Source organism: Butyricicoccus pullicaecorum DSM 23266, from assembly GCF_900167005.1.
GTDB classification, from domain to species: Bacteria; Bacillota; Clostridia; order Oscillospirales; family Butyricicoccaceae; genus Butyricicoccus; species Butyricicoccus pullicaecorum.
Genome location: NZ_FUXW01000020.1, coordinates 1 through 12743, shown reverse-complemented (window position 1 = coordinate 12743; position 12743 = coordinate 1). Strand labels below are relative to the sequence as shown.

Sequence of the window (12743 nt, the reverse complement as noted above, 5' to 3'; positions counted from 1 at the left end):
CATACGCCGCGACAGGGCATCCAAAATAGGCAAAAATACCCCTTTCTTCTCCGTTTTATGCTATAATTTTGGTGTAAAACAAAGGAAAGGGGTCTTTTATATGTTAATTTTGCTGTGCGCACTGATCGCCTGCCTAATCTTCCGCCGCCAGCTGATGCACATACTGGATACACTGCCCGAACGTGCCGCCGCATGGAAAGAACGTCTGTCTGCGCTGTGTGCGCCGCTCGTCGATGTTGTCCGCAAGGAATACGTCCGCCCGGACCGCGGTGTCACCCGTCCCACCAATCCGACCGCGACGCGCCCGGCTGCCCTGCACCCTCCCCAGCTCAAGTACATCCCGGCTGATGATCCGCAGGCCGCACCTGTCTGCGTTCCCGTCCTGTCTCTGCCCTTCTCCATCGGCCGTGCACACGGCTGCGATCTGTCCATCGATGACCAGACCCTCAGCCACACCCACTTTGAGGTCTTTGCTTGCGGCGACAACTACGGCGTGCGCAACTTGTCCAAGACCAACGGCATCGTACTGGTCAACGAACAGACCCAGCGCATCGGCGCCTGCCTGCGCGAATCCGGACAGGTACAGATGATCGATCCCGCGTACGGCTATCTGCGTTTCTGGGCAGGCGGACAGTTCTTCCAGCTCACGCTCGTCGACTCCAGCGCACCGCCGATCTTATGATCTGTGTGTGCTCGACGCAAAAAAATCCCCGATCGGTCGATCGGGGATTTTTCACACGTCTGCCCAAACGCCGCTCTGCTCACGCCAGCGCCGGGGTATAGCGCTCGGCATAGCGCAGAACGGCACGCGCGGTGTCCAGACCGATCTTCTTGGGATCTCGATTCTTGAGCCATGCGTTGACGTTTGCGTTATTGAGCTGCAAATCCTTGCACATGCGATAGGTCGAAAGACCTTTTTCCTGCTGGATGGCGGTGATCTTGTCGGCCATCAGCTGCTTGACGCGATCATCGCGCTCGCCCTGTCGCTTGACCGCACAAAAGCTGTTCCATACCTTCTGGTACTCGGGCGGCAGGTCATCGGACGACCATTTTACATCCTCATTCTTGTTTAACATCTCGTACAGCGCGGTGTACTCGGCGAAAACCGCCTGATTCTCGCGGCAGACATTGAGCAGCGTGTGCAGCTTGCCGCTCTCGACTGCGTACGCAAACAGCGGGGCTTTCAGGCGGGCGTTTTGGGTGGTCATCTCCTCAAACAGCTTGCTCAGGCTGAGCGTCCCCGTGAGGGACAGGGACTGTACATACTGGGTTACGAATCCACGGAATGTCAGTTGCCGCACGGGCGGTATCTCCTTTCATACTCGGAAAAATCATACAGAAAATCGCGATAAGACCGGTCACTGAGCACGTTTGCCATCACTTCATCGGGTGCATGGGCGATCTGGTGCAGGTGCTCCCAGTCAAGCCGGGCAATCACGGCTGGCGAAATAATGTCCTCCCGATCCTGCGGCCGAATGGAAAACAGCTTTGCAATGACGATATCTTCCAGCGAAGCCGTGTAAAAATCGATTACCTGACCGTCAATCGGCAGTTTTTGCAGACGGCTCTCATAATTGTAGGCAAAATTACAGCTGTACGCCTGCACATCACAGTTGATATCATAATCGGCCAGCAGCGACCTGAGCTGCGGCGACACCGCGAGCGCATCAATATCATGGGTACTTCGCGCGATGACCTCCATCAAAATGAGTGCGCCGCCGCCCACGATGACCAGCCGCAGCCGCTGGCTATCAGGCAGTAAAAGCGCTGCCTCCTCGTCCAGATCGCGCAGTCTGCGCATCATATCTTCTTTGAGCATATCCCATTTTCTCTTTTCCATACTATTGTTATTCAAAAATATTATATGTGTTTTGTGCTGTTTTGTCAACCAATCACGTCATTTTGCTTGCGTAAAGCAAAGCACGGTGTTACGCTTAACACACAGGCGATGCTGCCGCTTTGTTCAGAATCATCGCCGTTTACTTGCGCTTGCAGTAGTCGCATCGTTTTTTACAGCGTTTGCCCGGCTGCTCTCCGAAAAATTCGCGGATCATCTGCCAGCGGCAGCGATCTTCGGTCTGTGCGTACGCCTGCAGGGCATGCAGTGCAGCCAGACGCTGTTTGAGTTCCTTGCCGGTCAGGTCCAGCGCGTTCTTGCGAATCAGACGCTCGCAGATGGTAAAGTCATAGCTGTGCCAGAGCAGCACGGCCTTGGACTTCTTACCGTCACGCCCGGCTCGTCCGACCTCCTGGGTGTAATCGTCCAGTCCAATCAGCGGGGCGTGATGAATGACCAGCCGGATGTCCGGAATGTTGACGCCGAGTCCAAAGGCGTTCGTGCACACCATAATACGCTGCTTGCCGTTCTGGAAATCTTGCAGGATTTCCATTTTATTCTTGCGCTTACCATGATAGCACGCGACCGAGAAGCCGCTCTTTTTGAGGAACTTATACAGCTTTTCGACCCGCTTGACCGTGTTGCTGTAAATTACAACGCGCCCGGTTTTACACTTACGAAGAAGGGCAACGATCTCCTCTCGCTTACGCTGCTCAATGACCTCGGCATCCTTGCGGCCTCCCAGACCTTGTCCGACCTCGATCACGCGAAGCAAAATATTGTCTCGGGTAACGCCGATCCGATGGATGTACGGAGCTCGCAGGGCAAGCTTAATAGCGATTTCATCGGCAGTTTCCATGGTGGCAGTCGCGGTAAATGCCGCCACCACCGGACGCTCCGGCAGACCGGCAACGAAGTCCTTGATCCTCAAATAGTCCTCACGGAAGCCGCTTCCCTGCTTGACGATGCAATGTGCCTCGTCCACCATAACACCAGCAATTTTGCACTCTCTGATTGTTTGTTTTAACTCTACACTTTGCAACATCTCAGGCGTAACATACAGCAGCCGCAGCTGACCGGACGCGATCTGTTCCAGCACCTGCTGCTTGTCCGCAGGCGGCAGCAGGCTGTTGATGGTTTCCGCTGCAATTCCACGCTCGTGCATCTGACGCACCTGATCAAGCTCCAGCGCGAGATGCGGTTCTATTACGATAACCAGCTGCTCGCGCTGCAGCGCCAATGTCTGAAAAATAACCGACTTACCCGCCGAGGTCGGCGCGATGCACAGCGCATCGGTACCAGCCAGCAGCTGCTCCAGCACGGCCTCCTGAAATGGACGCAGGCTTTCAATTCCCAGCCGCTCCAAAATTTTTGTCTGCAACATAGTCAAAATCCTCTCTATTATAGATTGCAGGCAGCCGGCATGTAAAACCGGCTGCACACGTTCACAAGTTCACAATGCAAAAAATTAAAAAATTCAGGAAAATATGTGTTTTTCACAAACTTTTATAGATTATAAATCACATATTTCCGTCATATGTTCTTCGGTCTTTTCCCATATGCACACGGGAAAAAGCACGTGTGCCGTGGATTTTCCGTTTTGGCCGCGCACATTTTGGCTCATCTTTTCCAGCAGGCCGAGCGTCTTGAGATGACTGCGGAATTCTTCAGAATCCTCCCTGCGCATCCCCAACCGAGATTCCAGAAAACGTGGAAAACTGTCCTTGAGTTCGAAAGCAATGCAGTGCTGTTCCATCTTACCCTTGTACCAAAACGCGAGGCTTCCTGCTCCCATCTCCTTTGCCGAAGGAGCGACAACATCATCCCAACACGCCCGATCTCGGAGAAGCTGGACTGCCCGATCAAAGCGTTCGAGCTGCTCGGTCTGCTGCATCTCGTGCTGCGCAAATAAACCGTTCGCCCAGTGTGAAAATGGCCTTTTGGTTTCGCTTCCGAGAATCTCATCGATCGCCGCACATACACTCATAATATATATTTTTTGAAATCCTTCAACTCCAACGGTGCGGTTGGTCATCTGCCACGCTAAGCATCTTACAAACCGCTCGCGCTGCGCAACGATGACCTTGGCAACATCATGCAGGACTGCAAGATCTCCGCTGCCCGGTGCCTCAAACGCCGGCCAGTCCAGTGTGAAGCGCAGGCTGTCAGGCGGAAGGGTGCTGCCGATAAGAATCGGCAGCGTCCCAAGTGGGTAGTCACTGTGCCCGTAGGTGGCATCTCCCCGTGCCTGCTGCATCAGCAACGATAAAATCCTCTGCACTTTGTCGCGTTCAACCCGCACCAGCAGCGGTATGTGCGAGATTCTGCGCAGGATTTCGATCGCCTGTGTGTCCTGCACCTCGAATTCGGTCTGCCACAGCGTCATGCAAGTTTTGACCGTCGTGAAATTCAAATCGCGCATCAGCGCCCGCAGGGTTTGCAGCTGCAGCTCCTCCGCCGCTTCGTTGTCGCTGAGACGCAAGGCTGGATAATACAGCGGCTTCATCCCCGTGGGGAACTCCGACATGACCGCCGCCAGAATGGCATGCACTGCGCAGAACACGACGGGCACCGGCAAGCGATCAATCGTAGCCGGCACATTCTCAAACCAGAGCGCCGTTTCCAGAGTCCTCTGTTGCTGGCGGCTAAGCGATATGAGCGCCAAGCGACGATCGAGCAGGATTGGCTTGCAAAACTGTATCTTTGCCAAAACGTCAAGAATTTTCCGGATGAGTTTGCATTCTTCGGCGGAAAAATTTATTCCGGCGAACCCCCAACTCTTCTCATTTTTGATGCGTTTGAGTGACAAAATCAGCTGATTTTCCTGAAAAAACAGCACTACTTCGTAACGAATCGTTTGCGTTTCTGTCATGACATGCAGGTACGGTGCCGGCAGCGGAAACACATTGATATTGGTCTTTGACTTATCTCTGATCCCCCATTTCTTCACCCGAAAGTTCGATTTTTTGATCATTTTCCGGACGGTTTTCGCGAAGTCCTTGATCGCGAATTCCTGCTCTTCTGTCAGTTCCTCCAAGTCGATCATTTCGCTCATCTGATCGGGAATTTGGAATAAAAATGCTTGATTTTCAAGCTTTTTCTCCAGCAACTCCCTTACGGCCTGCCAAAATTCTTCCTTTTTCGTACTCACTTGTTATCCTCCTGTGTCTCATTTGTATTTTCAAACAGCACCTCTCCCAGCAGGTCGAGGGCATGCTGTTTGCTCTTGCCGTCAACGTGCGCGTAGCGCGTCGTTGTCATGTAGGTGGCGTGACCCAGATACGCCTGAATTTCGCGTAAACTGCAGCCATTTTGCAGCAAAATCGTTGCGCAGGTGTGCCGCAAGTCGTGAAAACGCAGCTTGGGCAGCGTGCTTGCGGCCATTTTATGACGAAAATGGTCGGTCACGTAATTCGGCCATAGCAGTACACCATTTTGGTCGACAAACACATACGCCGCATCGGCATCGCTGTATCCTTCATCCGCTGCCCGTCGGGCTTCGGCTGCGGCTTTACGCGCCAGCAGACGCTCGCGCATCGCGTCCGACAGCGGAAAACTTCTCCGCGAGGCCTCTGTCTTGAGGTCGTTGCTCCGGATCAGCTGCCAAACACCGTCGACCTTGACTTGGACCACTTTATGCCGCACGTGGAAAACTCGTCGCTCAAAGTCAATGTCCAACCAGCGTAGGCCCAAGATCTCACTTCTGCGCAGCCCGTACAGAACTGCAATCTGCACGATGTCATCGAGCGGGTCTCCGCGGAACAGGTCGAACAATGCGCCGACCTCATCGATCGTATATGTATTCGCCTCAAAAGTTTCATTTTTCGGCCCTTTCACGCATTTTACCGGGTTCAATATCGGGGCTCCGTTGCGGATCTCATCGTTGAAAACCGACTTGAGCAGCGTGAGATGATGCCGCACGGTGTTTGCGGACAGCCCTTCTTTGATGAGGAAGTCGACATAGCCTTCAATCACCGCTGGCGACACAGCATTGGTCACCAAGTTGAGCCGGGCAAAATACGGTCGCAGTCTCACTAGAATCCGCTCATATCCCTCGATGGTCGTCGGTGCGAGTTCCAGCCGCTTGCGGCGCAGCCACCGGTCGATCAGCGCAACGAACAAAATCTCTCCGACATCAGCCACCGCCCAGCCCGCTCGCCGCTGCTGCTCGTCCAGCTGCTCCTGCAGCTCGATGAGCTTGGAGTCGAGCATCTGCTTTGCCTTGCGCTTGTTTCCGGTGACGGGCAAGCCAGTGGAAATCCACTTCTGCCTGTACTGCCCTGCAGGTGTCGGCATGCGCACAACCATATAAAATCGTCCGTTTTTCTCCTGCAAAGTACCGGAAATTCGTTTCTCCTTCATATTTCCACAACCTTTCGACGTTATCAGTATATCTGGCACATCCTGTTTCTGCAGTGCACCAAATGCCCATTTCGGCTACAATTTCAAAAAGGAGGCCACGCCATGTTGTACGCCCTTGATGCAGCAAAAAAGCCGACCCCCTATCCGGAGTCGGCTTCCGTCCCATTTTTACTTGAATTTGAACCCGCACATGGTCTGCGCTATATTCTGCGCCAGTTCGATGCGTTTTACACCACTTGCGCGGATTTAGAGCTGCCTACCAGCAATGCTATCACCTTTTTCGACACACTTTTCAAGCGATTGAAGGGCCTGTCCAAACCCTCCCGGCAAGATTGCTACCAATATTCGCAGCTACTCTTCCTCCATTTCTGCTATCGCCAGTACCTGTTCCCCTTTCCCTCCCTGTGCCAGTCGGACACGGTGCACAAGGAGGTGCGCCGTTTGCTGGAAACACCCGATCAGCAAACCCTGCATGCCGAGCTGGAACACTCCTGCCTCAAACAGACGCTGTCCCAAGCCATCCAGCGGCAGGATTTGGACATCTTCCAGCTCTATTCAGAGCGCTGGCAGCAGCAATCACTGAACGAACAATGTGACAAACTGCTTGCCAAACTCAAACCACTTCAAGCTACCGCATTGGAGCCCCACCCTTTGAACTTTGAACAGGCTAAAACCCTGCTCAATTTCTTCACCGAGTACTTCATGGGCACCAAACGCCTAACCTCAACAGCCCTGAGATACAATAAATATGGAAGCCTTGGCCAGTGCATGCTGAGATTTGACTTTCTTACTGCGCTCCATAAACTTGCATGCCATGCGGAGCATGTAGATGATATGACTGACGCGCAGATCATTGATCTCGTGACCCAGCTGCAAGACCTCCTCAGCAAAAACCGCGAACGCATTGCAGTCGACAGCATACTCAACGAGTTCTGCGAGGTGTCTGACGATTTGCAATCTGACAAGAATGGCACTCCTTCGTACCTGAGCGAGCGCATGGGCAACTTGAAAGCCAAAATATATTTGCTGCTTTCCTCCTGCGCTTCACAAAAACCGCTTCCTCACAAGGACTTTACAAAGCTGCTCTCTCTCAAGGATTATAACAAGCTGCGTCCAACACTGAAGCAGCTCTTATCTGCCTATCAGGAGGATCCCTTATATCAGTTCTTCCTGAAGGTGCAGCTGTTTCTGGAGTCATCTCCGGATTTGCAGACCATCGCACCGGCTTATGTCTGGCGTGTATTCAACCAAAACCAAGAGCGCATCTTCCGGCTGTGTCACGGTATATTCAAAAAAGGAGATACAAACATTCTGGATCCTTACACCGTACTTTCAGCGACCGAAGACGATGTTTTGAGCGAAGAAGCAACTTCAAAGGAATACTTCGCGCATGATATTTTGCTGTACAACGGTCTGGAAGCATACTTCCAACAGCAGAACATCTCCTGCAACGCGACACTGAGTCAACATTTCTTTCAGCGTCTTTCACGCACGAACATCGATATCTCAAGCAACCGGAGTGTATTCGCTGCCATCTTCGAGCCACTCGAAAACCCCAAACCGATCTATCGTATTCTGACGCTGCTCCATCAAGCCGCCCAGTCCATGGCGGATGAGCGAACCATCACAGTTTTTATCAATCAGCTGTTCCCGGATCATACGCCAGCGCCCCAGACGCCGCCTTCCAGCAAAGTCTGTACCAGAATTCGGAAAATGAATCAAAAACAGCTGACCGCAATCGCGGAAGCAATCTTCTCCTCCGGTCAGTCTGGCACACTCGAAGTACGCAGACAGTCTCTCTGCCAGACTTTAGATACTTGGTTTGCCCAAGATGACTTGCTTCATGCGTTTGTGTCACAATCTTCCGCGTGCAGACAGCAAACCGAGCGTTTTGCCCTCCAGACATTTCTGGAAAAATACGCGCACAAGCTGTCTCGCACATTGCTGTCGGTGTACTTCCCGCTGTTTTACACCGCCGAACACTCCCAGGTTCTGAATCAGATATGGGCATGCACCTTCTGTGAGCAGCCTGTCGATCAGCGCAAAAAACAAACCCTCGACCGTGGTTCCATCGGTATGTTTGCGGCCAAATCCCGCCTGTTTTTCGCCATAAATCCAGATCTGGGACATCCTCCGCTCAACCATCCTATATTTAAAACTGCGGCTGGTCTTATCATACTCGGCGCAAACGAAGATCATCTTGCACGCTGTCATCATTGCTTTCCAGACGCCCCCTTATTTCCTGAACACATTCTCGACACCTCCTACGATTGGCTGGCCGAGTTTTATCAATCGGTGCTTCCATACGGTGTGTCTGGCCTTGTCCTGACACTCTTTGCCGATCTGTTTTCTCAGCACTGGCACGGCACTTCTGATCAAAAGCTAAAGTGCTTCCTCAAGGAGGTGCAACACTGCCTTAACTTCGTGAGTGATCTGCGCCAAAAAATCGGTCAGCACACCCCGATTATCATCCGAATCGTCTCTCGCTGTGCCAATTCTCCGCAAACCCAAGACATGCTGCGCGTATTATGCCGCTGGCTCTGGGAAGATCATGCTGCCGATGCCCTGATACTGGATTTTAATCGAGACAGTGCTTTGATCATCTATGAACTATGCACTTCGCTCCCGATTCCTGTCTTGCTGCAAAAGCAGTCTGCGTACATCCCAACTTCCATGGAAATGCCGATATGGGGACTGAGCCTTTCCCCATATCCGCTCTTTTAACCCGTCATCCGACTGCCGTCAGCGCGTTCTGCATGATCCGGAACACATTGGCGTTGTTGTCCGGATTGAGGTGGGCATACCGCAGTGTTGTCTGGATGCTCGCATGTCCGAGGTATGCCTGCACTTCGGTCAACTCACATCCCCGATCAGCAAGTGCGGTCGCACAGAGATGGCGCAAATCATGGAACCGGATTTTGGGCAGACCATTCTGCTGTAAAAAATGACAAAAACGCCTAGACAAGCCATCCGGGCGCATCGGTCTTCCATTTTTCGCGATAAAAATCGCGCCGTTCCCCTCCCCTGCCTGCTCTTCTCGTACACGCATCAGGGTTCGGGTCTGCGGATGCAGCGGGAACGTCCTACGGCTTGCTTGGGTTTTCATGGTCTCGGTCTGGATGACGCGCGAGCTGCCATCTGTGTCATAAGTCAACACCGCGTTTCTCCTTATATATAATAAGGAGTCGTCCCAGTTGATGTCTTCCCAACGCAAGCCGCAAATCTCACCGCATCGCAGCCCGTATACCATCGCCAGATGCACCGGCAGTTCGAGTGGATGTCCTTTCAGGCCGTACAGCAATTTCCGCTGTGTGTCCTCGTCCCATCCGCTCCACTGCCGAGCACTCTCCCGCGGAACTGGTACCCTTTTCGCCGGATTATGCGCCAGATATCCACGCGCACAGGCATCCTCCAGCACCGCCCGCAGCACAACGCCGTGCAGTCGGATGGTACTGGGCGCCTTGTGCTCGTATGCCAGCAACTCCAGATACCTTTGGATATGATCGGCGTTCAATTCGCGCAATTCTGTCGCGATTTCATCCAGATACATCCCCGCTTTTCGTAAAATGCGCTCATACAGCCGTAGACTGCGCTCACAGAGCGCATACTTCCTCGTTTCCAGCCACTGCGCAAAGTAGCAGGAGGGCGGTGCACTCAATAAGCCTGCATCACCGCCCCACTGGGTAATCTGCTCGGCACGCTTGGCATCCTCATGCAGCCTGCGCAGCTTTTCGCGCAGTATCCGCTCGGCCAGATAGCGCGGTTCACCAATCCGGATTCCAGTACGAATCCAGCGCAGTTTACGCCCCTTGCCAAAGCGTTCGGCGAGCACGATGTGATAGTATCCCGCCTTGCGCACCAAGTATCCTGTACATTTTTGTGTCATGGACAACCACCTTCCTTGTCCCTACATCTTATCGATTTTCACGGATTGCAACGAGGCAGTTGTCCCTGCTTTCCACTACATTTTCCGCATCACCTCCCTTTGTAATCAGATGTGCAAGGTTCATTCATCCTCGTCTTCCAGAAGGTCGATGATCTCACCAATCACGACCAGAATGGTCCCCAGACCCATAGGTTCACCCCCCTTTCTTATTAGTAGTACGCATATAACAACTCGGCTGCCGCTTCGTGCAGCAGTGCCGGATTGTAGAGCAGTTCCTCGATCTCGCATGGATCGTACCCCAGATCGAGCAGTGCCAGCACCTCATCTTCGGATACGCCCATCGACTTGGCCGTCTGGATCAGCAGGTCGGTCTGTCCGTCTATCGCCTCCGGATCGTCCACTTCGTCGGGCCACGATAGCATGCGAAATCTGGGATTGCGCCAGAAGTGTTCCAAGCTGTGATTCGGATTGAAGTGCCCAAAACTGCACTGACCGGCTCGATCAATTTTCAAGATATCGCCCTCCTCGGTATGGATTTCTTCCCGGTGGTGCAGGCGCAGCTTACGCATCGCCCGCCGCAGAATTTCTTCGGTCGAGGCATACAAGTAAAAGCCACCGAAGTCGAAGATTGCGAGCGGGTTGTCACCGCGCACAAAATATAGGTTGTCGTCCCGGTCAAGCACCGTAAAGACAAAAGAACCCTGGATTTTCTCCGCCATCGCGCTGATGGTCGTGAAGTCCAGGGTTTTCTGTTGTTCGAGCAGCTGCACAGCTACATAGCTGTCCGTTTGAATGTGTGTGTCTGGCAGATTCTCGGTCTGTCGAAGCTCTTTGTCATTCCAAAGCATACCATTGTGTGCCAAGGCGAAAGAGCCGGTTGACCACGGGTGATTGTTGAAGTTGTCTGCCGGTTTGCCTTGTGTGGCAAGTCGGGTGTGTCCCATGACGACAGGAACCCCGTTGGGTACATGAAACTTTAACTTATGCGCGGCGAGCGGGCGCTTATAGACCTTGATGCTGCCGCCAAAGTTGTAAGCAATACCGGTCGCGTCAGTTCCGCGCACTTCGCATTCTTTGCTGAGCACTTGTAAAATGCGATTCTTTTGCCGCGTTGTCAGTGTGTTTTGATAGTCGATCAGTCCAAACAGGCTGCACATTACTCGTCCTCCTCGTACATAACAGGGTCATTTTTGTAGAGATTCCGCTCTTTTAAGTACTGAATGAGTTCCAGCTCGTGAATCCGATCCAAGAAACCGTGCCACGACAGCTCCTGCAATTCCTCGTCAGATAAGAAAAGAGCCACGTCGCAGATGGAATTGACCAACTGCAGCGTGGCTATCAAGGTGTTGTATTTGAGCGTGCCTCGGAAAATTCGGATCTCTACGGTCTCTTCATTCGTGAGATTCACTGCGGTGTAACGTCCAGCACGGGAGTCTTTCGCTGATTCCATCACAGCTTTCGGCGATAATTTCATGCCGTATCGTGCTGCCCAGCGGTTGATCTGTCGCTCAGTGCGCCGAGAGAACCGCAGCAACTCCGTCCAGAATTTCTCAACGAAGTAGAGCAGCCGCGCAATCGACAGTTCCTGCTCCTGCGCGGTTTCGCCGAAAGTAGTGCGGGAGATGTGAACGTGCAGACCGCAGGTGGTAGTGCGGTGGCTGAGATATCCGAGTTCGACTGCCTTGCGCAGGACGTTTTTCCAAGGCATCTGCTCTAGGTGGTATTGCAAGGTCATCGGATGGGTGACCAGTTCCATGCCGCAGTCCAGCGAACCGTCGCTTTTGATGTACAGATTCTGCGCGTCCTCGTTGGCGACGTTTAGGATTTCGCCGGCATTCTTGCGGCTCTTGCCGTTGCCGTCGATCTCCAGTTCAACGCCGAAGAAGCGTTCATTGTCGCGCTCGCCATGGAAAACCAGCCGCGGTGTGTAGCTGTAATCGTGGATCGTCGCCTGCTGCAAACGAGCTTGCAGGCAGTCATAACATAGCGGCTCATCCTCGTCATCGTCCTCATAGTAGGCATCGCTGTACGAAATGACGCGCCCGCAGCGCTCACAGTGGGTATAATGTCGCTCATAGCAACGCTCACACAGGGTGATGTTCTCATCTCCTTGATCGTCCGAGAGGAACAGCCGCTCTCCGCAGCAATCACAGACTGTCGTGTACATATCCACGCAGTCCGGGCACAAAATCGTGTCTGCAACCATCGTACAGGCATCCGCCGGAACCCGTTCGCCGCAGCGCTCACAGATATAAGTCGTCTCTTCCATTTTCAAAGCCTCCTTTAGTATTCGTCTGCTAGTAACATGGTGATGTGATCGGGATCTTCGATGATGTACACCTTGGCATCAACAGGCTGCTCGTCCGGAATCGCGACAACGTGCTTGTACTCCGGCTGTTCCTGCTCATGCTCAATGCGCTGGCGGTCACCATCACAGAACAAGTAGAAGATTTGCAGATAATCCCGCTCAGGGACTTCCATACTGTCGCACATGTACCACAAGAGGGTTTGCAGCCAAGGCGGAATGGTAGCCTCAATGCCACGGGTGATGCAACGGGGTTTCATAGTGATCAGCTCCTTACAGAAAAGTAAAAGCCGAAGGATTTCTCCTTCGGCTTCACTTCTATAATATATAGTCCATGTTCTGTCAGTTCCACT

Annotated in this window: 11 protein-coding genes; 2 read left to right on the top strand and 9 right to left on the bottom strand. The window is 52.9% G+C overall.

Annotated features, from left to right (window positions below):
- Positions 1-100: 100 nt before the first annotated feature.
- Positions 101-682, top strand: a complete 582-nt coding sequence (locus B5D52_RS14785) for an FHA domain-containing protein (RefSeq protein ID WP_016149134.1) — start codon at positions 101-103, stop codon at positions 680-682.
- A 79-nt stretch (positions 683-761) separates the two neighbouring features.
- Here the strand turns inward: B5D52_RS14785 and B5D52_RS14780 are convergent, their stop codons facing one another.
- From B5D52_RS14780 to B5D52_RS14760, 5 genes are all read right to left on the bottom strand, one after another.
- Positions 762-1301 carry a hypothetical protein gene (locus B5D52_RS14780; protein ID WP_016149133.1) on the bottom strand — a complete coding sequence of 180 codons (540 nt, stop codon included), beginning with the start codon at positions 1299-1301 and terminating at the stop codon, positions 762-764.
- Positions 1289-1840 carry a DUF6036 family nucleotidyltransferase gene (locus B5D52_RS14775; protein WP_040333053.1) on the bottom strand — a complete coding sequence of 184 codons (552 nt, stop codon included), beginning with the start codon at positions 1838-1840 and terminating at the stop codon, positions 1289-1291. The genes B5D52_RS14780 and B5D52_RS14775 overlap by 13 nt, the downstream gene beginning before the upstream one ends.
- Before the next feature lie 139 nt (positions 1841-1979).
- On the bottom strand, positions 1980-3221 hold the full coding sequence (locus B5D52_RS14770) for a RecQ family ATP-dependent DNA helicase (protein ID WP_016149131.1): 1242 nt from the start codon (positions 3219-3221) through the stop codon (positions 1980-1982).
- A gap of 129 nt (positions 3222-3350) precedes the next feature.
- Positions 3351-4988, bottom strand: coding sequence for a hypothetical protein (locus tag B5D52_RS14765; RefSeq protein ID WP_016149130.1), 1638 nt, complete (start codon positions 4986-4988; stop codon positions 3351-3353).
- Positions 4985-6199, bottom strand: coding sequence for a site-specific integrase (locus B5D52_RS14760; protein ID WP_016149129.1), 1215 nt, complete (start codon positions 6197-6199; stop codon positions 4985-4987). The genes B5D52_RS14765 and B5D52_RS14760 overlap by 4 nt, the downstream gene beginning before the upstream one ends.
- 102 nt (positions 6200-6301) lie before the next feature.
- Here B5D52_RS14760 and B5D52_RS14755 point away from each other — a divergent pair, with 102 nt between their 5' ends.
- Positions 6302-8923, top strand: coding sequence for a hypothetical protein (locus B5D52_RS14755; protein WP_016149128.1), 2622 nt, complete (start codon positions 6302-6304; stop codon positions 8921-8923).
- Positions 8924-8927: 4 nt separating this feature from the next.
- Here the strand turns inward: B5D52_RS14755 and B5D52_RS14750 are convergent, their stop codons facing one another.
- The 4 genes from B5D52_RS14750 to B5D52_RS14735 form a co-directional block, all read right to left on the bottom strand.
- Complete coding sequence (locus B5D52_RS14750) at positions 8928-10085, bottom strand: site-specific integrase (protein WP_016149127.1); 1158 nt, start codon at positions 10083-10085, stop codon at positions 8928-8930.
- Between the two features lie 209 nt (positions 10086-10294).
- Positions 10295-11242, bottom strand: a complete 948-nt coding sequence (locus tag B5D52_RS14745; RefSeq protein ID WP_016149126.1) for a glutamine--fructose-6-phosphate aminotransferase — start codon at positions 11240-11242, stop codon at positions 10295-10297.
- Positions 11242-12354: an amidoligase family protein gene (locus B5D52_RS14740; protein ID WP_016149125.1), complete on the bottom strand. Its 1113-nt coding sequence runs from the start codon at positions 12352-12354 to the stop codon at positions 11242-11244. Before B5D52_RS14740 ends, B5D52_RS14745 begins: the two co-directional genes overlap by 1 nt.
- 14 nt (positions 12355-12368) lie before the next feature.
- A complete protein-coding gene (locus B5D52_RS14735; protein WP_016149124.1) occupies positions 12369-12650 on the bottom strand; it encodes a DUF960 family protein in 282 nt (93 codons plus the stop codon).
- Positions 12651-12743: the final 93 nt, after the last annotated feature.

Coding starts and splice junctions, on each gene's coding strand:
- B5D52_RS14755 (WP_016149128.1), top strand. CDS start 6,302: ATGTTGTACGCCCTTGATGCAGCAAAAAAGCCGACCCCCTATCCGGAG.
- B5D52_RS14770 (WP_016149131.1), bottom strand. CDS start 3,221: ATGTTGCAGACAAAAATTTTGGAGCGGCTGGGAATTGAAAGCCTGCGT.
- B5D52_RS14760 (WP_016149129.1), bottom strand. CDS start 6,199: ATGAAGGAGAAACGAATTTCCGGTACTTTGCAGGAGAAAAACGGACGA.
- B5D52_RS14740 (WP_016149125.1), bottom strand. CDS start 12,354: ATGGAAGAGACGACTTATATCTGTGAGCGCTGCGGCGAACGGGTTCCG.
- B5D52_RS14785 (WP_016149134.1), top strand. CDS start 101: ATGTTAATTTTGCTGTGCGCACTGATCGCCTGCCTAATCTTCCGCCGC.
- B5D52_RS14750 (WP_016149127.1), bottom strand. CDS start 10,085: ATGACACAAAAATGTACAGGATACTTGGTGCGCAAGGCGGGATACTAT.
- B5D52_RS14735 (WP_016149124.1), bottom strand. CDS start 12,650: ATGAAACCCCGTTGCATCACCCGTGGCATTGAGGCTACCATTCCGCCT.
- B5D52_RS14775 (WP_040333053.1), bottom strand. CDS start 1,840: ATGGAAAAGAGAAAATGGGATATGCTCAAAGAAGATATGATGCGCAGA.
- B5D52_RS14745 (WP_016149126.1), bottom strand. CDS start 11,242: ATGTGCAGCCTGTTTGGACTGATCGACTATCAAAACACACTGACAACG.